General features: G+C 70.7%; 22 protein-coding genes. 14 read left to right on the top strand and 8 right to left on the bottom strand.

All coding sequences use genetic code 11. The features are described from left to right. Positions 1-3 precede the first annotated feature (3 nt). Entirely contained in the window at positions 4-864 is an 861-nt protein-coding gene (locus ASE87_RS06055; RefSeq protein ID WP_056226627.1) for an aldo/keto reductase, read from the bottom strand. After that, on the bottom strand, positions 861-1,679 hold the full coding sequence (locus tag ASE87_RS16470) for an EI24 domain-containing protein (RefSeq protein ID WP_056226625.1): 819 nt from the start codon (positions 1,677-1,679) through the stop codon (positions 861-863). Before ASE87_RS16470 ends, ASE87_RS06055 begins: the two co-directional genes overlap by 4 nt. A gap of 165 nt (positions 1,680-1,844) precedes the next feature. Between ASE87_RS16470 and ASE87_RS16465 the strand changes: the two genes are divergently transcribed. From ASE87_RS16465 to ASE87_RS06035, 3 genes are read left to right on the top strand one after another with little or no spacing between them, the layout of a single operon-like run. Next, positions 1,845-2,264 carry a hypothetical protein gene (locus ASE87_RS16465; RefSeq protein WP_056226623.1) on the top strand — a complete coding sequence of 140 codons (420 nt, stop codon included), beginning with the start codon at positions 1,845-1,847 and terminating at the stop codon, positions 2,262-2,264. Positions 2,265-2,267: 3 nt separating this feature from the next. Continuing rightward, on the top strand, positions 2,268-2,747 hold the full coding sequence (locus ASE87_RS06040; protein ID WP_056226622.1) for a hypothetical protein: 480 nt from the start codon (positions 2,268-2,270) through the stop codon (positions 2,745-2,747). 48 nt (positions 2,748-2,795) lie between these two features. Then, positions 2,796-3,800: an aldo/keto reductase family protein gene (locus ASE87_RS06035; protein WP_056226620.1), complete on the top strand. Its 1,005-nt coding sequence runs from the start codon at positions 2,796-2,798 to the stop codon at positions 3,798-3,800. A gap of 81 nt (positions 3,801-3,881) precedes the next feature. Here the strand turns inward: ASE87_RS06035 and ASE87_RS06030 are convergent, their stop codons facing one another. The 3 genes from ASE87_RS06030 to ASE87_RS06020 all read right to left on the bottom strand — a co-directional run bounded on the left by ASE87_RS06030 (position 3,882) and on the right by ASE87_RS06020 (position 6,351). After that, positions 3,882-4,430 carry a YbhB/YbcL family Raf kinase inhibitor-like protein gene (locus ASE87_RS06030; protein ID WP_056226618.1) on the bottom strand — a complete coding sequence of 183 codons (549 nt, stop codon included), beginning with the start codon at positions 4,428-4,430 and terminating at the stop codon, positions 3,882-3,884. A 72-nt stretch (positions 4,431-4,502) separates the two neighbouring features. Next, entirely contained in the window at positions 4,503-5,366 is an 864-nt protein-coding gene (locus ASE87_RS06025; protein WP_043594903.1) for an aldo/keto reductase, read from the bottom strand. Positions 5,367-5,379: 13 nt separating this feature from the next. Continuing rightward, a complete protein-coding gene (locus ASE87_RS06020; RefSeq protein WP_043594904.1) occupies positions 5,380-6,351 on the bottom strand; it encodes an aldo/keto reductase in 972 nt (323 codons plus the stop codon). A gap of 62 nt (positions 6,352-6,413) precedes the next feature. Here ASE87_RS06020 and ASE87_RS06015 point away from each other — a divergent pair, with 62 nt between their 5' ends. The 4 genes from ASE87_RS06015 to ASE87_RS06000 all read left to right on the top strand — a co-directional run bounded on the left by ASE87_RS06015 (position 6,414) and on the right by ASE87_RS06000 (position 9,506). Continuing rightward, positions 6,414-6,821 (top strand): TIGR02611 family protein, encoded by a 408-nt coding sequence (locus ASE87_RS06015; protein ID WP_052505238.1) that lies wholly within the window; start codon positions 6,414-6,416, stop codon positions 6,819-6,821. 70 nt (positions 6,822-6,891) lie between these two features. Then, positions 6,892-7,839 carry a DnaJ domain-containing protein gene (locus ASE87_RS06010; RefSeq protein WP_056226616.1) on the top strand — a complete coding sequence of 316 codons (948 nt, stop codon included), beginning with the start codon at positions 6,892-6,894 and terminating at the stop codon, positions 7,837-7,839. Between the two features lie 87 nt (positions 7,840-7,926). Next, positions 7,927-8,313, top strand: coding sequence for a VOC family protein (locus tag ASE87_RS06005; RefSeq protein ID WP_056226614.1), 387 nt, complete (start codon positions 7,927-7,929; stop codon positions 8,311-8,313). 209 nt (positions 8,314-8,522) lie between these two features. After that, entirely contained in the window at positions 8,523-9,506 is a 984-nt protein-coding gene (locus ASE87_RS06000) for an NUDIX hydrolase (protein WP_235472204.1), read from the top strand. Between the two features lie 62 nt (positions 9,507-9,568). Here ASE87_RS06000 and ASE87_RS05995 read toward each other — a convergent pair whose 3' ends face one another. Further along, on the bottom strand, positions 9,569-11,059 hold the full coding sequence (locus ASE87_RS05995; protein WP_056226612.1) for a S1C family serine protease: 1,491 nt from the start codon (positions 11,057-11,059) through the stop codon (positions 9,569-9,571). A 232-nt stretch (positions 11,060-11,291) separates the two neighbouring features. Here ASE87_RS05995 and ASE87_RS05990 point away from each other — a divergent pair, with 232 nt between their 5' ends. From ASE87_RS05990 to ASE87_RS05980, 3 genes are all read left to right on the top strand, one after another. After that, on the top strand, positions 11,292-11,780 hold the full coding sequence (locus ASE87_RS05990) for an FHA domain-containing protein (RefSeq protein WP_043594907.1): 489 nt from the start codon (positions 11,292-11,294) through the stop codon (positions 11,778-11,780). Positions 11,781-11,782: 2 nt separating this feature from the next. Beyond that, positions 11,783-12,481 (top strand): MerR family transcriptional regulator, encoded by a 699-nt coding sequence (locus ASE87_RS05985; protein ID WP_056226610.1) that lies wholly within the window; start codon positions 11,783-11,785, stop codon positions 12,479-12,481. 154 nt (positions 12,482-12,635) lie between these two features. Beyond that, entirely contained in the window at positions 12,636-13,184 is a 549-nt protein-coding gene (locus ASE87_RS05980) for a MerR family transcriptional regulator (RefSeq protein ID WP_043595057.1), read from the top strand. A 94-nt stretch (positions 13,185-13,278) separates the two neighbouring features. On the opposite strand, the gene ASE87_RS05975 is transcribed toward ASE87_RS05980, so the two are convergent. Further along, complete coding sequence (locus ASE87_RS05975) at positions 13,279-14,091, bottom strand: ParA family protein (protein ID WP_043594909.1); 813 nt, start codon at positions 14,089-14,091, stop codon at positions 13,279-13,281. 160 nt (positions 14,092-14,251) lie between these two features. Here ASE87_RS05975 and def point away from each other — a divergent pair, with 160 nt between their 5' ends. Next, entirely contained in the window at positions 14,252-14,749 is a 498-nt protein-coding gene (gene def, locus ASE87_RS05970) for a peptide deformylase (RefSeq protein WP_056226608.1), read from the top strand. On the opposite strand, the gene ASE87_RS05965 is transcribed toward def, so the two are convergent. Then, positions 14,750-16,588: a long-chain fatty acid--CoA ligase gene (locus ASE87_RS05965; RefSeq protein WP_056226605.1), complete on the bottom strand. Its 1,839-nt coding sequence runs from the start codon at positions 16,586-16,588 to the stop codon at positions 14,750-14,752. A 102-nt stretch (positions 16,589-16,690) separates the two neighbouring features. Between ASE87_RS05965 and ASE87_RS05960 the strand changes: the two genes are divergently transcribed. The 3 genes from ASE87_RS05960 to ASE87_RS05950 all read left to right on the top strand — a co-directional run bounded on the left by ASE87_RS05960 (position 16,691) and on the right by ASE87_RS05950 (position 19,785). After that, positions 16,691-17,641 (top strand): ROK family glucokinase, encoded by a 951-nt coding sequence (locus ASE87_RS05960; RefSeq protein WP_043594912.1) that lies wholly within the window; start codon positions 16,691-16,693, stop codon positions 17,639-17,641. Positions 17,642-17,671: 30 nt separating this feature from the next. Then, positions 17,672-18,361: a 1-acyl-sn-glycerol-3-phosphate acyltransferase gene (locus ASE87_RS05955; protein WP_043594913.1), complete on the top strand. Its 690-nt coding sequence runs from the start codon at positions 17,672-17,674 to the stop codon at positions 18,359-18,361. Positions 18,362-18,456: 95 nt separating this feature from the next. After that, positions 18,457-19,785, top strand: a complete 1,329-nt coding sequence (locus tag ASE87_RS05950; RefSeq protein ID WP_043595058.1) for a class II 3-deoxy-7-phosphoheptulonate synthase — start codon at positions 18,457-18,459, stop codon at positions 19,783-19,785. Positions 19,786-19,807 lie beyond the last annotated feature (22 nt).

Raw genomic sequence — 19,807 nt, 5'->3', positions numbered from 1 at the left:
GGGTCAACGCATCTCGAGGGGCACCCTGGTCGTCGGCGCCGGGAACGCCCGCTCGAGCTGCACGAACGCCTGGTCGTCGAGGTCGACCGCCAGGGCCGCCGCGTTCTCGAGCGTGTGCTCGGCCGTGCCCGCCTTGACGGCGACCATGAGGTCGGGCACGAGGCGCAGCACCCAGGCGAGGGCGAGCTGCGCCGACGAGACGCCGAGATCGCTCGCCACCTGCTCGAGGACGGGGTGTCCGAGCAGCTCGCCGCCGTCGACGGGGGAGTACGAGGTGAGGGGCACGCCGTGCTCGCGCGCCCAGGGCAGCAGGTCGAACTCGGGTCCGCGACGGGCCAGGTTGTACAGGACCTGGTTCGTCTGGACGTTCTCGCCACCGGGTACCGAGAGCAACTCGTGCAGGTCGTCGACGTCGAAGTTGCTGACGCCCCAGCCGCCGATCGCGCCCTCGGCGACCAGCGCCTCCAGGGCCTCGACGGTCTCCGCGAGCGGGTGCCGCCCCCGCCAGTGCAGCAGGTAGAGGTCGAGGCGGTCGGTACCCAGGCGCCGGAGGCTGGCGTGACAGGCGTCGACGGTGCCCTGCCGCGAGGCGTTGCCCGGCAGGACCTTGCCGACCAGGAACACCTCGTCGCGTCGGCCCGCGATCGCCTCGCCGACCAGCGACTCGGACCGCCCGCCGCCGTACATCTCGGCCGTGTCGATCATGGTCAGGCCGGCGTCGAGGCCGGCCCGCAGTGCGGCGACCTCGTCGGCTCGGCGGCGTGGGTCGTCGCCGATGTTCCAGGTGCCCTGGCCGAGGGCCGGGACGACGCGCCCGTCGGGCAGGGAGACGGCGGGGTTGGTCGGCGTCGCGGGGGTGGTCATGCCGCGGGATGGTAGTCGTCGGCCGGCGAGGCCGGTCCGACGGTCGGTGTCACGGCCGTCTCCCCGGTCGGCCCGACGGCCACCTCGCGGGCCAGCAGGGTGGCCGCGGCGACGGCCGCCGGCATGACGAGCACCGCCCCGAGCGGGACGAAGAACAGCAGGTAGGTCGCGGTGCCCAGCCCCAGGGTGCGTGCCCGGTTGACGGCGAGTCCACGGTGGCGCTCGGCGAGCGAGCGGCCCCGGGCGTCGAAGGCGTACCCGGTGAGCTCGACCGCCAGGAACCATCCGCCGACCAGCGCGCCCACGACCGGCACGACGGTCTGGCCGACGACCGGCACGAATCCGCCGACGAACAAGAGGACGCCCACCCCGGCCGTGGCCAGCAGCAGTCGGAGCGAGTCGCCGGCACTCCGGGCGAGCCCGCGCCAGAAGCCCCGATCCACGTCGGCCGGTGCGTCGCCCTCGTGCTCTTCGACGCGTCGCCAGATGCGCTCGTAGAAGGGATCGCCGACGAGCAGCGTGACGGCGGTGAACGCGACGACCGCGAGCAGCACGGCCAGGGCGGCCACGGCCAGACCACCACCGAGACGAACGAGCGTGCGGGACCATTCGGGCCACTCGTCGGCGAACGGCGTCACGGCGCGGGCGATGTCGTCTGCCGCGAGACCGACGACGACGAGCCCGGCCACGAAGACCGCGCCCACGACGAGGGCGGGCACCGCGCCCAGCAGCATCAGCCGCGGGGACGTCGCCCACAGTCGCAGCCCCCGCCCGAGCAGCGCCACCCCGCCGAAGAACTCCCCGATCACGGCCACCGGACGAGCGTATCCGGTGCAGGAGGCGCGGGTGCGGTCGCGCGCGACGTCGCGTCCGTCGGTCCCCGTCTGGTCGCCTCCTCCCCAGTTCGACGAGAAACGGCTTCCTCCACAGGCCGGGCGTTCGCAGGTCCTCACCGCGGCTCGGCCCGCCAGCCTCGGACCATGACGACGATCGACACGTACCCACCCGTACTCGCCCCCGACCCCACCGACGAGCAGCTCGAGGACTTCGTCGACGAGTTCTGCCTCGAGCCGTGCGACGAACGCGCCCTGCTCTGGATCTACCTGGGGGACGACGGCCTGCCCGTCGCGCCACCCGTCGCCCTCGCCGGCTCGCCGGTCGAGCCCACCCGCGACGGGGTCGAGATCCTGGCCCTGCGCATCGTCGAGGTGGCCGGCTGGGTCGATGCCACATCCGTCCTGCTCGTGTGGCAGAGCACCGACGAGTCGCTCTCGGCGGCGTGTGACGACCAGCGGTGGGCCGCGGCGATCCTGGCGGTGATCGAACCCGGCGACCTCACGGTCCATCCGCCGATGCGTCGCACCCCGTCCGACGTCCGTCCCCTCCTCCCGGTGGGTTGACGCGTGCGCGTCCGCGGAGGTTCCCTGCCCTTCGACCCCGATCCCGACCTCCTCCGGCTTCCCGTCCTCGGGCCCGACGCCGATGATCGGGCGTTGCTCGACCACGCGATCGAGCTGTGCGCCGAGGGCTGCGATCGCGAGGTCGTCCACTTCGCCTTCCTCGACGCCGACGGTCGGCAGGTGGCCCCCGCCGGTCGTCTGCACGACGTGCCGCGACTGCCGCGGCGACCTGACGTCGACGATCTGGTCGACCTGTTCCGGCATCAAGGACTCCGGGCGAGAGCGCGCCAGGTGGTGTGCGTCTGGCAGACGGTGGACGACGACGAGCTCGATCGGGTCGCGGTCGACGCCTGGGCCTCCGGCCTCGCCCGGTCGCTCGGAGCCGGCCCCCTCCGGTTGCGGGCGTTCTGGCATCGCACGCCGTCGGGGTTCACCGTGCCCGGACGGTTCGGCGACCGGGCGGGCGGGGCAGCCGGTGACTAGCGTCGACGGGGTGCCGCATCGACGCGGCACCACCGAGAAGGGTCGTCCATGAAGTTCAGGTACCTCGGCAACAGCGGGCTCAAGGTCAGCGAGCTCACCTACGGCAACTGGCTCACCCACGGGTCCCAGGTCGAGAACGACACGGCGACGCGCTGCGTCCGCGCGGCCCTCGACGTCGGCATCAGTTCGTTCGACACGGCCGACGTCTACGCCAACACGAAGGCCGAGACGGTCCTCGGCGAGGCGCTGAAAGGTGAGCGTCGCGAGTCGCTCGAGATCTTCACCAAGGTCTACGGTCCCACCGGGCCCAAGGGCCACAACGACACCGGGCTCAGCCGGAAGCACATCACCGAGTCGATCAACGGGTCGCTCACGCGCCTGCAGACCGACTACGTCGACCTCTACCAGGCACATCGGTACGACGTCGAGACGCCCCTCGACGAGACGATGGAGACCTTCGCCGACCTCGTCCGCCAGGGCAAGGTGCTCTACATCGGCGTCTCGGAGTGGAACGCCGAGCAGCTCCGCGAGGCGCACGCCCTGGCTCGCGAGCTGAAGATCCAACTGGTCTCGAACCAGCCCGAGTACTCGCTGCTCTGGCGGGTCATCGAGGACGAGGTCGTCCCGGCGTCGGCCGAGCTCGGCATCTCGCAGATCGTCTGGTCACCCGTCGCGCAAGGAGTTCTCACCGGGAAGTACAAGGTGGGCGCCGAATTGCCGGCAGGTAGCCGGGCGACCGACCAGAAGGGCGGCGCGGGCATGATCGAGCGCTGGCTGCGTGACGACGTCCTCGACGCCGTGGCGCAGCTCGAGCCGATCGCGGCCGACCTCGGTCTGACACAGGCCCAGCTGTCGCTGGCGTGGGTGCTCTCGAACGAGAACGTCGCCTCGGCGATCATCGGGGCCTCGCGTCCCGAGCAGGTCGAGTCGAACGCCAAGGCCTCGGGAGTGACCCTCGAGGCCGACGTCCTGTCGCGCATCGAGTCGATCTTCGACGGCCTCGCCGAGACGGACCCGCGCAAGACGCAGATGCCGAGCGGCCGCGAAGCCTGATCGCGCGGTCGACACGACACGACGACGCCCCGCCACGAGATCGTGGCGGGGCGTCGTCGTGTCGACGTCGAGCGTGACGGATCAGGCCGCCGGGACCTCGAAGGTCGCCGAGATCACGGCGCGGGCCAGCGTGTGGAAGTGCAGGTTGAAGCCGAGGTACGCCGGGCTGGCGGTCTCGTCGACCCCGATCTTCTCGACGTCGAGGGCGTGCACCGCGACGAAGTAGGTGTGCGGTCCGTGACCCTCGGGCGGAGCGGCGCCGACGTAGCGGGCGAGCCCGCCGTCGTTCTGCAGCTGGATCGCACCCTCGGGCAGACCCGAGCTCTGGTCGTCACCTGCACCGGAGGGCAGCGACGTCGTGTCGGCGGGAAGGTCGGCCACGGCCCAGTGCCAGAAACCCGAGCCCGTGGGGGCGTAGGGGTCGTAGATGGTGACGGCGTAGCTCTTGGTGCCCTCGGGGGCGCCGGACCAGCTCAGCTGGGGGCTGGCGTCGTCGCCGCCGGGGCCCATGATGCCGCTCACCTGGGCTCGCTGCAGCTCGCCCCCGTCGGTGAGGTCCGTGCTCGAGAGCTCGAACTCGGGCACGATGCCGATGATGTCGTAGGGGCGGGTCAGGTTGGCGTCGGCCATGGGGTCTCCTGTTCGTTCGGGGTGGTCGTGACGGTGCGCCCGCCCCGAGTGGGCGGGCGCACCGGAGTGTGGTCAGGCCGCGTCGAGTCGCTGGATCTCGTCGGCCGAGAGCTTGATCGACGTCGCCGTCGCCGAGTTCATGATCGTCTGCGGTCGGGTCGATCCCGGGATCGGGATGACGAGCTCTGACTTGGCGAGCTCCCAGGCGAGCGTCAAGACCTGGGGGGTGACCCGTCGGGCGTTGGCGATCTCGGCGAACACGGCGTGCTTCGCCCCGAGCTCACCCGCGTTCGTGATCCCGCCGAGGGGGCTCCACGGCAGGAACGCGATGCCCATCTCGTCGCACAGCACGAGCTCGGCCTCGCTCGATCGGAACGCGGGCGAGTACTGGTTCTGGACGGAGACCAGGCGTTCGTCGAGGACCGCGTTGGCTTCGCGGATCTGGTCCGGGGTGGCGTTCGAGATGCCCGCCATGCGGATGACGCCCTCGTCGAGCAGCTCCGCCAGGGCGCCGATCGAGTCGGCGTAGGGCACCGCCGGGTCCGGGCGGTGGAACTGGTACAGCCCGATGGTCTCGACACCGAGCCGCTTCGCGGAGGCCTTGGCCGCCTCCTTGAGGTAGGCCGGGTCGCCGTTCTGCGCCCAGGAGCCCGCCTCGGGACGAAGGTGCCCGCCCTTCGTCGCGACGAGCACCTGGTCGGTGTCGGCGTGGTAGCTCTTGAGCGCCTTGGCGATGAGCAGCTCGTTGTGCCCGACCTCGTCCTTGCCGGCCTGGTGGTAGGCGTCGGCCGTGTCGATCAGGGTGATGCCCTGCTCGAGCGCGGCGTGGATGGTGGCGATGCCCTGCTTCTCGTCGGGACGGCCCTCGATCGACAAGGGCATGCCGCCCAGGCCGATCGCGCTGACCGTCACGTCTCCGATGGTCCTGGTCTTCATGTCGTCCTCCGGTTCACCACGCGTAGTCCTCGGGCGACGTCTTGTGCCCGGGGAAGATCTCGTCCAGCCGCGCCAGCGCGGCCTCGTCCAGCGTCACGTCGACGGCGGCGACCGCCGACTCCAGTTGTGCCATGGTCCGCGGCCCCGTGATGGGTCCCGTGACGCCCGGCTGGTGCAGCAGCCATGCGAGGGCGACCTCGCCCGGGGCGTGGCCCAACTCCCGGGCGAACGACTCGTAGGCTTCGAGCTGGTCGCGGTGTTCTGCGACGTACTCGGCGCTTCGCCCCTCGAGGCGTCGCGAACCTTCCTCGGTCTTCTCGATCACGCCGCCGAGCAGGCCACCGTTGAGCGGCGACCACGGGATCATTCCGAGACCGTAGTGCCGGGCGGCCGGCAGGGTCTCGCGCTCGACGTCGCGGACGATGAGGTTGTAGATCGACTGCTCGCTCACGAGACCGGTGAAGTGCCGGGTCTTCGCGGCCTCCTGGGCCTGTGCGATGTGCCAGCCCGCGAAGTTGCTGCTCCCGACGTAGAGCACCTTGCCCTGTTGGACGGCGACCTCCATCGCCTGCCAGATCTCGTCCCACGGGGTCTCACGGTCCACGTGGTGGAACTGGTACAGGTCGATGTGATCCGTCTGGAGTCGCGTCAGGCTCGCGTCGAGTGCACGTCGGATGTTCAGCGCACTGAGCTTGCCGTCGTTGGGCCAGTCGCCCATGTCGCCGTAGAGCTTGGTGGCGAGGACGGTCTTCTCCCGTCGCCCACCCCCGCGGGCGAACCACCGACCGATGATCTGTTCGGTGATGCCTTCGCCCTTCTCCCAGCCGTACACGTTCGCCGTGTCGAAGAAGTTGACGCCGAGTTCGTGCGCCCGGTCCATGATCGCGTGGGAGTCGTCCTCCGTGGTCTGCGGCCCGAAGTTCATCGTGCCGAGCACGGCCCGGGAGACGGACAACCCTGTGCGTCCGAGGTGTGTGTAATCCATGTTCCCTGGCTACCCCCTCGTGGGGCGTGGTGCTCACAGGAACGCCCCCTAACGTCACCGTCATGGACGAGCAGCCCGAGACCCCGCACGGCGAGCTCCCGGTCGAGCACCGCGGGGCCGGCCCGCACCGCGGCCGGCGTCGCCGTGCCCTGCGCGACGGTCACGCGAAGATGCGACTCCGGCTCGACGCGCATCCGCGCCTCCGGTTGCTCTACAAGATCGGCGTCGGGGTGCTCGGGGCCCTGATCGTCGTCGTGGGCCTCATCCTCGTCCCGCTGCCCGGGCCCGGTTGGCTCATCGTCTTCGTCGGCGTCGCCGTGCTCGGCACCGAGTTCCCGGCCGCTCATCGCATCACCCAGTGGGTGCGTCGCCTCGCGCGGCGTGCTCGTCTCCGGTGGCGCGCGTGGCGGGTCGCCCGGTCGGTGCGCCGATCGTCGTCCGTGGACCCCTCGGCCGCCCCGTCGCGGTGAGCCACGGGGTCGGCCGCGTCCCCGACGGCCGTCATCGGACGTCCAGCGGACGTTCGGTAAAGTCGCCGTCGTGACGCCCAGTCCCGCCTCCGCCACGCCCTACGAGGTGCTCGGCGTGCCGTCGACGGCGTCGACCGACGACCTGCGCCGCGCCTACCGACGCTTGGCTCGCCAGACCCACCCCGATCTCGGGGGCACCGCGCAGGCCTTCCGCGACCTGCAGCACGCCTGGCAACAGGTGGGCACGCCCGAGGCCCGCTCCGCCTACGACCGCGGGTCGGGCTCACCGAGCACCTCTCCCTCGGGCAGCGCGCGGTCCGCGGGGTCGAGTTCCCCCGGCTGGTCACCGCCGCCCCGTGAGCCGGCTCGGACCGATTCCAAGCCCAAGGCCCGGGTCCACGGTCACCCCGGCGGCGCGAACCGCGAGCGGTACCTCGGCCTGATGCGTGAGTGGGTCGGTCGGGGCGTGCCGCTCGACGATCCGTACGACGAGCGCCTCGTCCGGAGCGCGCCCCCCGAGATCCGTCACGTGCTGGCCGACGCCATGGCCGAAGAAGCCACCGTCGCCGCCGTGACCGAACTCGGCATCGGCTTCACCATCTGGAGCGACGTCGACGCGGGTGCCGAGGGCAAGCTCGATCACGTCGTGCTCGGACCGTCGGGCCTGTTCGCCGTCCAGTCCTCCGACTGGGGCAGCGAGGTGCAGGTGTCCCGTGGCGAGCTCGTCGGTCGGGGCGTCCCCGCCGACGAAGAGCCCGTCCGCGACCTCACCCGTCAGGCCCGGGCCGTCCGGCGCGAGACCCGCGTGTCGTTCACGGCCCAGCTGATCGTGGTGCCCGACGACGACTTCGCCCCGGCCCTCGAGAAGGTGGGCCGACGTGCCGGGGGCACCTGGGTCGTGCGCCGGTCCCTGCTGCCGCAGGTCCTGCGGCACGGGCCCGAACTCGGCGACCGCACGAGCATCTCGGACGTCTTCGAGGTGCGGGCGCGGCTGCAGCAGGCCATCCGGTTCGTCTGACGGGGGCTGGTGCCCGTGGCCGTCAGGGTCCACGCTGGGCAGGACGTCGGCGTCCGTCGGCCGTCCCGTGCCAGAGAGGGGCCACCCGTGTTCCGTCCGCAGTCCGGCTACTCGGGGTTCAGCGTCGACGACGTCCCGGCCGCCGAGTCCTTCTACCGCGACGTCCTCGGCCTCGAGACCGAGGTCCTCGTCGAGGGTCAGATGTTCCGCCTGCGTCTGCCGGGAGGCGCGGCGTGGGTCTTCGTCTACGGCAAGCCCGACCACGTCCCCGCGTCGTACACCGTCCTCAACCTCGTCGTCGACGACGTCGACGCCGCCCTCGACGAACTGGCCGAGCTCGGCCTCGAACCGCAGCACCTCGGCGGCCACTCCGACGAGCGTGGTGTGATGCGCGGGCGCAGCGTGGGGCGGGGCCCGGACATCGCCTGGTTCACGGACCCGGCCGGCAACGTCTTCTCCGTGCAGCAGCCCTGACCCGCTCGACCCGACACGGGACCCGAGGAGGCGCGGTGCCGGAACCGGGGGAGGGCTGGCCCGACATCGGGTCGCGGGCCAGCCCCATGCATGCCTTCGGAGCTCCCGCCTCGTCGGTTTGGTCGCCCGCCACCGGGCCGACCGGTCGACGTGACGTCCTGTGCTCGACGCGGGCACCGCCTCCTCGTCCCTGTGGCAAGCTCGACCGTGTGAACACGCAGGAGCCCGCGGACGGCTGGGTCGAGGCCCCCGACGGACGTCGGTTCTGGGGCCGCGCCGGGGCCGCGGGTCTGCTCGTCGTCGACCCCGACGACCGGGTGCTGCTGCAGCACCGGGCCGACTGGAGCCACTTCGGCGGCACCTGGGGGCTTCCCGGCGGAGCCCGCCATCACGGCGAGAGCGCGGTCGACGGCGCCCTGCGCGAGAGCGGTGAAGAGGCCGCCGTGCCGCGCGACGCGTTGCGGTTGCTGTTCGCCGCCGAGCTCGACCTCGGCTTCTGGTCGTACACGACCGTCGTCGCCCGCGCCGTGCGTCCGTTCGAACCCGTGGTCTCGGACGCCGAGAGCATCGCCCTGGGTTGGGTGCCGGCCGACGAGGTGGCCGGTCTCCCGCTTCACCCAGGGTTCGCCGCCTCGTGGCCGAGGCTCCGAGCCGAGCTCGAGAGCGAGGTGCACGTCGTCGTGGACGTCGCGAACGTCCTCGGCTCCCGACCCGACGGCTGGTGGCGCGACCGCGTCGGTGCCACGAACCGGTTACTCGACGCCCTCTCGCGGGGCACCCGTGACGGCGTGGCCGAGTCGCTCGTCTCGCCTGACGGCAGAGGGGACGACCCGCCGGTCGTCGCGAGCGGGCCGGACCGGAGCGCCTCCCCGACGGACGTCGCGGCGTTCGCGAGCGAGTCCGCCGCCGAGCCTCCCGGGGCGCCCACCTGGCGATGGCCGGAGACGACCGCCGTCGTCGAGGGCGATGCTCGGGCCGTCGGCGACACGTTCCCCGGCCTGACCGTCGTCCGTGCCGAGGCCGACGGTGATTCGGCGATCGTGGCCCGGGTGCGCTCCCTGCGCGACGTGTCCGGCCCGGCGCCCCGCATCGTCGTCGTCACCGCCGACCGAGGCCTCACCGACCGGGTCGCCGCCGTCGGGGCGACCGTCGTGCGTCCGGGCGTCCTCCGCCGGGCCGTCGGCCTCGACTGACACCGACGGACGGGTCCGCCCCACCGACCGGTGGAACGGGCCCGTCCGTCCTGGCTCTCGGTTCAGGCGGCGGGGCCGTCGCCCAGCGTGACGGTCGCGGTGTGGGACGTGCTAGCCGTGTCGGTCCAGGTGACCGAGACCTGGTCACCCGAGTCGTGCGCCTGGATCGCGGCCGTGAGTGCGGACGAGTCCGCCACGGCCGTCCCGTCGATCGCGGTGATCACGTCGCCGGCGACGAGGCCAGCCGAGGCTGCCGCGCTGCCCTGGACGGTGCCGGCGATCGTGACCCCGCCCGCGGTGCCGGTCGCCGTGCTCGAGATCTGGGCGCCGAGGAAGGCGGGCAGGCCGATCTGCACGGTGGAGCTGCCCGTTCCCGACTGGATCTGCTTGGCGATCGACAGAGCGTGGTCGATCGGGATGGCGTACCCGGTGATGGTCGACGAGCCCTGTGAGGCCGCCGTCACGATGCCGACGACGTCGCCGTCGCCGTCGCGGAGCGGGCCGCCGGAGTCACCCGAGACCACGTCGGCGTCGACCTCGATGAGGCCCGAAAGCGACTCGGTGCCCGAGCCGGACTCGCTCTGGACCGTGATCGACTGGTCCGTGCCGAGGACCGTGCCCTGGGCGGTGACCAGGTCGCCCGTGCCCTCGGCGTTGCCCGTCGAGTGGACGACGTCCCCCGTGGCGACGTCGCCGGACGCGTCGAAGCTCACCGGGGTGAGGCCGGTCGCGTCCTGCAGCTTCAGCACCGCCACGTCGTTCGTGGCGTCCGTCCCCACGACGTCGGCCGTGTACGTCTCGCCCGTCGACTCGACGGTGACCTGGATGCTGGTGGCGCCCTGGACGACGTGGTTGTTCGTCAGGATGAGTCCGCCCGAGGTCAGGATCATGCCCGTGCCCGCGGACTTGTACGAGGCGTCGTAGTTCAGGGTCGAGACGATGGTGACGACGCCGGCCTTCTCCTCGTCGGTCGCCGCCGTCGCGCTGGTCTGGGTCGAGGTGCCCTGCTGTGACGATCCGTCCTGCGGGGTCGAGCCGCCGAACGGGGACGTCGAGCCGTTCGACCCGCTGCCCGGCTGCGTCAGCTGGGGCAGCAGCTCGAGGGCCTGGCGCTCGCTCGCGGCCTGTGCCGCCGCGGTTCCGGCCGAGCGACCGGCGGCGTAGGCGCCGCCACCCGCTGCACCCGCGACGATGACGACGGCCGCCGCCGCACCGGTGAGGGCGAGCCACTTCTTCGAGCGACGAGGCTTGGGGGCGCCACCGAAGGCCGGGGGCACCGTGCCCCGCGCGCCGTCGCCACCGGCCGCCGTCGAGGAGCCCGACGTGGCGTCGTACGACTGGTGCGATTCGTCCTGGGCCATCCAGGTCGGTGCCGCCGACACGTAGCGCGCGTCGGACGCGCCGGTGACGTGGGGGAGGGTGCGCGCCTCGGCGGGCTGCGCGGTGGCCTTCTCGGCGTTCTCCCCGGCCTGCTGCTCGGTCGACGCGGAGGGCGTCACGGGCGTGGCGTCGTTCGGGGTGCCGGTCGTGGTGTCGCCGTCTCGGTCGTTCATGGTGTGCCTCCTGTGGCGGTGGTGGTGACGATGGGTCCATGGAACGGTGCGACCCCAAGAGATGCCTATGACCAGACCCTGAGGCGGTGGGGAGTCCCATGAGGAGGCGCGGTGAACGATGTCGAGATCGTCTCACCACCATCGGCACCGCCATCCGCGCGGGCGGTCGCCGAAATCGGTTCCCGACGAGGGTCGGAGTTCCGATACGCTGGGACGCCAAAGGAGGTCCACGATGGCAGAGCCCGCCAACCCGGCACCCGGCGAGCAGGACCGCGCTCCCGGCGCCCCTCGCGAGGTCGACACGACCCTCAGCTTCAACGAAGAGTTCCAGGCGCAACTGGCCGCCCTCGAGGGAGGCGTGTCCACCGACGAGCGTGACGCCGTCGCCGCCCTGCCTTCGGGTTCTGCGCTGCTCGTGGTCCGCCGCGGCCCCAACATCGGCGCACGATTCCTCCTCGACTCCGACGTCACCATCGCCGGGCGTCACCCCGAGGCCGGCATCTTCCTCGACGACGTGACGGTCAGCCGCAAGCACGCCGAGTTCCGCCGCGAGGGCATCAGCTTCAGCGTGCGCGATCTCGGGTCGCTGAACGGCACCTACTTCGACGGTGTCCGCATCGACGAGGCCCGGCTCTCCGACGGTGCCGAGGTCCAGGTCGGCAAGTTCCGCCTCACGTTCTACGCATCGCGGGTCGATCTCGCGAACCTGGCGATCAAGTAGTCGTGCCCCGCACCGCCGTCGCCCGGTCGTCGCAGACCGGGCCGTCCGACCTGTTGACGATCGGGCAGGTCCTCTCACGGCTCAAGCCCGAGTTCCCCGACCTGTCGAACAGCAAGCTGCGCTTCCTCGAAGAGCGCGAGTTGGTCACCCCGGTGCGCACCCCGTCCGGCTACCGCAAGTTCTCGCCGGCAGACGTCGAGCGGCTCCGTTTCATCCTCGGGCTCCAGCGCGACCACTACCTGCCGCTCAAGGTCATCCGTCAGCATCTCGCCGACCTCGACGCCGGTCGCCCGGCAGCGCTCCCGTCCGGGGCGGCGCCCGTCTCGATCCTGACGCACGGTCGTCGGCTCGGTCGCGACGAGTTGCTCCGCGAGACCGGGGCGTCGCCCGCCCTGCTCGACGAGGCCGTCTCGGCGTCGCTCCTGCCGCCTGCGGGTCGATACGGTGACGAATCGGTCTCGGTGCTGTCGGCCCTGGTCGAACTGGGCAGGTCGGGCATCGAACCTCGACACCTGCGGACGGTCCGTGCGTCGGTCGACCGCGAACTCGGCCTCATCGAGACGGCACTCGCGCCGTTGGCGCGCAAGCACGACGCGGCGTCCCGGGCCCGGGTCGCCGAGCTCTCCCGCGAGCTCGCGGCGCAGGTCGACGTCGTCCGGTCGGGGCTCGTCCGATCGGCTCTGGGGCGTCTCGACGCCTAGACGTCCTCGCTCCGGGCGAATATCCTCGACACGCCGACCCGTCGGAGCGAATGTCGCCCAGGCAGCTCCCCGTTGTGGGTACCGTGAGTCCTGTACAACCATCAACCCGATGTTGAACGTTGAGCTCCGGAAGAAGAACGTGGAAGGCAACAGCATGAGTGAGTCAGGTTCCCCCGAGGAATCCCGCTACGAGCTGGGTCTGCTCTTCACCGACGGCCTGCCCGAACACGACGCCGACAGTGGCTACCGCGGCACCGTCGCAGCCAAGGCGGCCGGCATCAGCTACCGCCAGCTCGACTACTGGGCGCGCACCGAGCTGGTCGAGCCGACCATCCGCGGCGCCGCGGGCTCCGGCTCGCAACGCCTCTACGGTTTCCGCGACATCCTCGTCCTCAAGCTCGTCAAGCGCCTCCTCGACACGGGCATCTCGCTCCAGCAGATCCGGACGGCCGTCAACCAACTCCGCGAGGCCGGGGTGAACGACCTCGCCCAGACGACCCTGATGAGCGACGGAGCCAGTGTGTATCTGTGCACGTCGGACGACGAGGTCATCGACCTCGTCAGCCGCGGTCAGGGTGTGTTCGGCATCGCCGTCGGCAAGGTCCTCCGCGAGGTGGAGTCGAGTCTCGTCGAGATCGACAGCACGCCCGCCGCCGATCCCTCCGACGAGCTCGCCGCGCGACGTGGCACCCGCGCCAGCTGATCAGCCCCCGACCGCGAGACGCGGTCGTGGACGACGAAGGCCCCGCACGATGTCGTGCGGGGCCTTCGTCGTCGCGTCAGGGACGGGTGCCGGTTCAGTGGGCAGCAGGCTCGGCGTAGTCGCCGATCTTGGCCGTCCGCATGATGCGCTCGAGCAGCTGGTCGAAGTTGCGGGCCATCTCTTGTGCGCTCTCGCCGGGCCAGGCGTGGAGAGGCTTGGCCGCACCCTGGGCCTGCTGCAGCGACGTGCGCTCGGGCAGCTGGGGCGACAGGACCAGGGGGCCGAACATGTCGCGCAGCTCCTTGATGCGGAACTGGTGCTCCAGGGACTGCACGCGGGCGCGGTTGACGATGATGCCGAGGGGCTGGAGGCGCGGTGAGAGGCCCCGTCGGATCTCCTCGATGGCGCGGAGGGCCCGGTCCGCGGCGGCCACGCTGAACAGACCCGGTTCGGTGACGACCGTCACGCGATCGGAGGCCGCCCAGGCGGTACGGGTGAGGGCGTTGAGGGACGGGGCGCAGTCGATCAGGACGAGGTCGTAGTCGGCCTCGACGTTGGCCAGGGCCTCTTCGAGCTTCCAGATGTCACGGATCGACGGGTGCGGACCGTCGAAGTTGATGGCCGAGGGGCTGCCGATCATGACGTCGACCTTGCCCTGACGGCCCTTCGTCCAGCCGCTGGGAGCGATCGCCGCACGGACCGTCTTCTCTTTCGGCGACGCGAGGACGTCCGCGACGTTGAGGTGACCCGAGACGGTGATGTCGAGGCCGGTCGAGACGTCGGACTGGGGATCGAGGTCGACGACGAGGGTCCTGAGACCCTTGGCGAAGGCGGCCGACGTGAGTCCGAGCGTCACCGTCGTCTTGCCGACGCCCCCTTTGAGAGAGCTGACGCTGAGTACATGCACGACACAGACGATACCTTCACTACTGTTGAATCACCCAACAGCCACGTCGATGCGGTGTGCGTCCGCTTCCGCGAAACGTCCGCGCCAGCCCGGCCGTCGACGTCGTGGTGTCGCGACGCGTCGTCCGCACCACATCCAGACCCACCCCAGGAGGCGCGCCGTGAGCGTGAGACCCATCCGCCTGTTCGGCGATCCCGTCCTTCGATCGACGTCCGACCCCGTGACCATCGGTGACCCGCGCCTCGCGTCCCTGGTCGAAGATCTCCTCGACACCGTTCGCGAGCCGGGGCGGGCCGGGGTCGCGGCCGCCCAGATCGGGGTGTCGCTCCGGGCCTTCAGCTACAACGTCGACGGGCAGGTCGGTTACGTCCTGAACCCCGTCGTCGTCGAGGTCTCGGGCGAGAAGACCCTGGTCGACGAAGGCTGTCTCTCGGTGCCCGGGTTCTGGTTCCCGACCCCGCGCCACGAGTACGCCCGGGTTGAGGGGGTCGACCTCGAGGGCCGCAAAGTCGTGCTCGAGGGCACCGGGCTCATGGCCCAGGCCCTTCAACACGAGACGGACCATCTCGACGGCACGCTCTACGTGCTCACCCTCGAGCCCGAGACGAAGCGCGAGGCCATGCGCGAGATCCGTTCCGCCGACTGGTGGCGGGTCTGATCACCGTCCTCGTGAGGTGATGGTCCGCACCGACTCGGTGTCGGGGTGGGCCGTGTAGATGTCGGCGATGTGCTGGGCGAAGTCGTCCACCACGACGGCACGCTTGACGCTCATCTTCGGGGTGAGGTGACCTCCGGCCTCGGTGAACTCGACCGGCAGGATCTCGAACTTGCGGATCGACTCGGCCCTCGAGACCGCGGCGTTCGCGTCGTCGACGGCCCGTTGGACCTCGGCGCGGACCTTCGGGTGCCGGGCGGCCTCGGCGAGGGGCATGTCGGCCGCCTCGCCGGCGTTGTTCAACCACACGGGCAGCATCTCCGTGTCGAGGGTGATCAGGGCCGCGACGAACGGGCGCTGGTCGCCCACGACGACGACCTGCCCGACCAGGGGGTTCGCCCTGATCGGGTCCTCGAGAGCCGCGGGGGAGACGTTCTTGCCTCCGGCGGTCACGATGATCTCTTTCTTCCGGCCGGTGATGGTGAGATAGCCGTCGGCGTCGAGCGTGCCGAGGTCGCCGGTGCGGAACCACCCGTCCTCCAGGACGTCGGCCGTGGCCTCGTCGTCCTTCCAGTACCCCGCGAAGACGTTGACGCCCTTGACGAGAACTTCTCCGTCGTCCGCGATCCTGATGCCGACCCCGGGCAACGCCGGCCCGACCGTGCCGATCTTGAACTTCGAGACGAGGTTGACGGCTGCGGGAGCCGTCGTCTCGGTCAACCCGTAGCCCTCGAGGATGCGGATGTCGAGACTGCGGAAGAAGTGGCCGAGCCGCGTGCCGAGTGGGGCCGAGCCCGAGACCGCGTAGCGGATGTTGCCGCCCATGGCCTTCTTGAGCTTGCCGTACACGAGCCGGTCGAACAGTGCGAAGCGGAGCTTAAGGCCCAGGGGCACGGTGCCCTCGTCGAGTGCCTTGCTGTGGGCGATGGCGACGGCGACGGCCTGCCGGAAGATGCCGCCTCTGCCCCCGGCCTCGGCTTTCTGCTCGGCCGAGTTGTAGACCTTCTCGAAGACGCGGGGGACCGCGAGCAGGAAGCTCGGCTTGAACGAGGCCAGCGACGGCAGCAACTGCTTCGTGTCGGCCTGGTGGCCGACCTTGACCCCGGCGTGGACCGACATCACCGCGATGAAGCGCGCGAAGACGTGCGCGGTCGTCACGAACAAGAGGGTGGACGAGCCGGGCGCCACGACGTCGCTCATGGCGACGGCGGCGTTGCGGCTCGTCTCGACGAAGTTGGCGTGGGTCAGCACGCATCCCTTGGGGCGGCCGGTGGTGCCCGAGGTGTAGATGATGGTGGCGACGTCGTCGGCGACGGCGGCGCTGCGACGGGCCTCGAGTTCGTCGTCGGACACGTCGACACCCGATGCGGCGAGCTTGTCGAGATCGCCCAGGTCGACCTGCCAGACGCGCGTCACGGACGGCAACTCGGGGTGCACCTCGTCGAACCGCGAGAAGTGGTCCGCGGTCTCGACGATGACGGCCACGGCCTCCGAGTCGCTGAGGTTCCAGTGGACCTGTGCGGGTGACGACGTCTCGTAGACGGGGACGAGCAGGGCACCCGCGAACCAGGTCGCGAAATCGATGAGGGTCCACTCGTAGCGCGTGCGGCACATGAGGCCGATCTTGTCGCCTGGTCCGACGCCTGCTGCGATGAGTCCCTTCGCGAGCGCTCGCACCTGCTCGAGGAACCGGGCGGCCGTGACGTCGCGCCACCCGCCCGTTCCGTCCGGCACGGAGAAGAGGGGCTCGTCGGGCGTGGCGGCGACCCGGGCGAGCAACAGGTCGGTCGCGTTGGCGGACGGGTCGGCGGGTACGGCGGATGGGACGATGTGTTCGTTCACGGCAGCTCCTTCGGTACCGAACGATGGTTCCACAACCCTAACGCGACCTCGCCGGGGGACGGTGCTGAAGGTGAACGGGCGTCGAGGATAGACTCGATCCTCGTGCAGGCAATCGGAATCGACATCGGTGGGACGAAGATCGCGGGCGGCGTGGTCACCGAATTCGGCGAGATCGTCGACGAAGAGCGCGTCGCGACGCCCGCGGGCGACGCGGGGGCGATAGTCGAGGCGGTCGTCGACATGGTCACGTCGCTGCAGGCACGTCACCCCGACGTCACCGCCGCAGGAGTGGCCGCCCCCGGCTTCATCGACGCCGCGCAGTCGACCGTCTACTACACGCCCAACATCGCGTGGCGGAACGAACCCCTCCGGGCGCGGCTGTCCGAGCGACTCGACCTGCACATCACGATCGACAACGACGCGAACGCCGCCGGCTGGGCCGAGTTCCGGTTCGGGGCGGGCCGTCTCGCCAGCGACATGACGATGCTCACCATCGGCACGGGGGTGGGCGGTGCCATCGTGGCGCAGGACCGCCTCCTGCGCGGGGGCTTCGGCACGGGTGGCGAGCTCGGCCACATGCGCATCGTGCCCGACGGTCTTCCGTGCGGCTGCGGGGCCCGTGGGTGCATCGAACAGTACGGCTCGGGTCGCGCCCTGCTGCGGATCGCGGGTGAGGTCGCCGACGAGGGTGGCGCCGGCCGCGTCCTCGCCGATCTGCGCGCCGAGAGCGGCGAGCTCTCGGGCCACGACGTCAGCCTGTTGCTCCAGTCCGGCGACGCGGGCGCCGTCGAGGCCCTGCGTCGCCTCGGCACCTGGCTCGGTCAGGCGGCCGCGTCGCTGAGCGCGATCCTCGACCCGCAGGTCTTCGTCTTCGGCGGCGGCGTGGCGCAGTCCGGCGAGCTGCTGCTCGCACCTGTCCGGGCGGCGTACCTCGAGCACCTGCCGGCTCGCGGCTACCACCCCGAGCCCGAGTTCGTGATCGCCGAGCTGGTGAACGACGCGGGGGTCGTGGGCGCCGCCGACCTCGCACGCCTCCACGCCGGCGACCGCTAGACTCCCGACGCCCCGACGAGAGGAGCACCGATGCTCTACTGGTTCCTGAAGACGATGGTCGCGAGTCCGCTCGTCCTGTCGATCTTCCGACCGTGGGTCAGTGGTCGCGAGCACGTCCCCGCGTCGGGTGCCGTCATCTTCGCGAGCAACCACCTCTCGTTCGTCGACTCGATCTTCCTGCCACTCGTCCTCGACCGGCGCATCTCCTTCCTCGCCAAGAGCGACTACTTCACCGGCAAGGGCATCAAGGGCTGGGCCAGCCGGCTGTTCTTCACGGCCACGGGGCAGCTGTCCATCGACCGGTCCGGGGGCAAGGCGTCCGAGGCATCGTTGGCGACGGGCCTGTCCGTCCTGGGCCGCGGTGAGCAACTCGGCATCTACCCCGAGGGCACCCGGAGCCCCGACGGCAAGCTCTACCGCGGCCGGACAGGGGTGGCGCGGATGATCCTCGAGGGTCACGTGCCCGTGATCCCCGTCGCCATGATCGGAACCGAGAAGGTCATGAAGACCGGGACGAAGATCCCGCGCCTGCACCGTGTCGGCATCGTCTTCGGCGAGCCGCTCGACTTCAGCCGCTTCGAGGGCATGGAGGGCGACCGATTCATCCTGCGGTCCATCACGGACGAGATCATGTACGAGCTCAACGCCCTCAGTGGCCAGCAGTACAGCGACGTCTACGCGACCAGCGTCAAGGAGAAGCGCTCGACCCTTTCACGGTAGGCTCGCCTGTCGAGGTCGTTCGGCCTCGAGACCGTCAAGTGGCAAGGAAGACCGTGGCCCAGCTCACCGAACCGTTCGTCGTCACCGATCCCGACGTGATCGACGGTCTCGACCATTGGCGCACGCTCCCCATCAAGCAGCAGCCCACCTGGCACGACGGCGCGGCCGTCGAGGCCGCCTCGGCCGAGTTGTCCACCCTTCCTCCGCTCGTCTTCGCCGGCGAGGTCGACACCCTCCGCACGCGGCTGGCGTCGGCGGCCCGGGGTGAGGCGTTCCTGCTCCAGGGCGGCGACTGCGCCGAGACCTTCGCGGGTGCGACCGCCGACCAGATCCGTGACCGGGTCAAGACCATCCTGCAGATGGCGGTCGTCCTCACCTACGGCGCGTCCGTCCCCGTCATCAAGATGGGCCGCATGGCCGGCCAGTTCGCCAAGCCGCGCTCCAGTGACACCGAAACCCGTGACGGCGTCACGCTGCCGGCCTACCGCGGTGACATCGTGAACGGCTACGACTTCACCCCGGAATCCCGACGCGCGGATGCGGCTCGTCTGGTGAAGGGGTACCACACCTCGGCCTCGACGATCAACCTGATCCGGGCGTTCACCCAAGGCGGGTTCGCCGACCTCCGTCAGGTGCACAGCTGGAACAAGGGCTTCGCCACCAACCCGGCCAACGCCCAGTACGAACACCTCGCCCGAGAGATCGACAAGGCGATCCGTTTCATGGAGGCGGCCGGCGCGGACTTCGACGAGCTCAAGCGCGTCGAGTTCTACACCAGCCACGAAGGCCTGCTCATGGACTACGAGCGCCCCCTGACCCGCATCGACTCGCGCACGGGCACTCCGTACGTTCTCTCGTCCCACTTCGTGTGGATCGGCGAGCGGACCCGCGACCTCGACGGCGCCCACGTCGACTTCCTCTCTCGGGTGCGCAACCCCATCGGAGTGAAGCTCGGCCCGACGACGACGGCCGACGACATGCTGCGTCTCATCGACAAGCTCGACCCCGAGCGTGAACCCGGGCGTCTCACCTTCATCACCCGCATGGGCGCCGGTACGATCCGGGATGCCCTGCCTCCCCTCCTCGAGGCCATCAAGAAGGCCGATGCGACGCCCCTGTGGGTGAGCGACCCGATGCACGGCAACGGTCTCACGACGCCCACGGGCTACAAGACCCGGCGCTTCGAAGAGATCATGGACGAGGTCAAGGGGTTCTTCGAGGCACACCGTGCCGCAGGCACCCACCCGGGCGGAATCCACATCGAGCTGACCGGCGACGACGTCACCGAGTGCTTGGGTGGTTCCGAGCACATCGACGAGGCGACGCTCGCCACCCGCTACGAGTCCCTCTGCGACCCGCGACTCAACCACATGCAGTCGCTCGAACTGGCCTTCCTGGTGTCCGAGGAGCTCGCGGCCGACTGAGTCCCACCGTGACGGCGACGGC

Origin of the sequence: Frigoribacterium sp. Leaf44 (assembly GCF_001421865.1) — a bacterium.
Classification (GTDB): Bacteria; Actinomycetota; Actinomycetes; order Actinomycetales; family Microbacteriaceae; genus Frigoribacterium.
This window is presented reverse-complemented; position numbering and strand designations above follow the sequence as displayed.

Bases quoted from the DNA above. Each gene is read 5' to 3' on its own strand.
- ASE87_RS06025 (WP_043594903.1), bottom strand. From the start codon at position 5,366: ATGAAGACCAGGACCATCGGAGACGTGACGGTCAGCGCGATCGGCCTG.
- ASE87_RS05990 (WP_043594907.1), top strand. From the start codon at position 11,292: ATGGCAGAGCCCGCCAACCCGGCACCCGGCGAGCAGGACCGCGCTCCC.
- ASE87_RS06035 (WP_056226620.1), top strand. From the start codon at position 2,796: ATGAAGTTCAGGTACCTCGGCAACAGCGGGCTCAAGGTCAGCGAGCTC.
- ASE87_RS06020 (WP_043594904.1), bottom strand. From the start codon at position 6,351: ATGGATTACACACACCTCGGACGCACAGGGTTGTCCGTCTCCCGGGCC.
- ASE87_RS06030 (WP_056226618.1), bottom strand. From the start codon at position 4,430: ATGGCCGACGCCAACCTGACCCGCCCCTACGACATCATCGGCATCGTG.
- ASE87_RS05995 (WP_056226612.1), bottom strand. From the start codon at position 11,059: ATGAACGACCGAGACGGCGACACCACGACCGGCACCCCGAACGACGCC.
- ASE87_RS06015 (WP_052505238.1), top strand. From the start codon at position 6,414: ATGGACGAGCAGCCCGAGACCCCGCACGGCGAGCTCCCGGTCGAGCAC.
- ASE87_RS05955 (WP_043594913.1), top strand. From the start codon at position 17,672: ATGCTCTACTGGTTCCTGAAGACGATGGTCGCGAGTCCGCTCGTCCTG.
- ASE87_RS05980 (WP_043595057.1), top strand. From the start codon at position 12,636: ATGAGTGAGTCAGGTTCCCCCGAGGAATCCCGCTACGAGCTGGGTCTG.
- ASE87_RS16465 (WP_056226623.1), top strand. From the start codon at position 1,845: ATGACGACGATCGACACGTACCCACCCGTACTCGCCCCCGACCCCACC.
- ASE87_RS06055 (WP_056226627.1), bottom strand. From the start codon at position 864: ATGACCACCCCCGCGACGCCGACCAACCCCGCCGTCTCCCTGCCCGAC.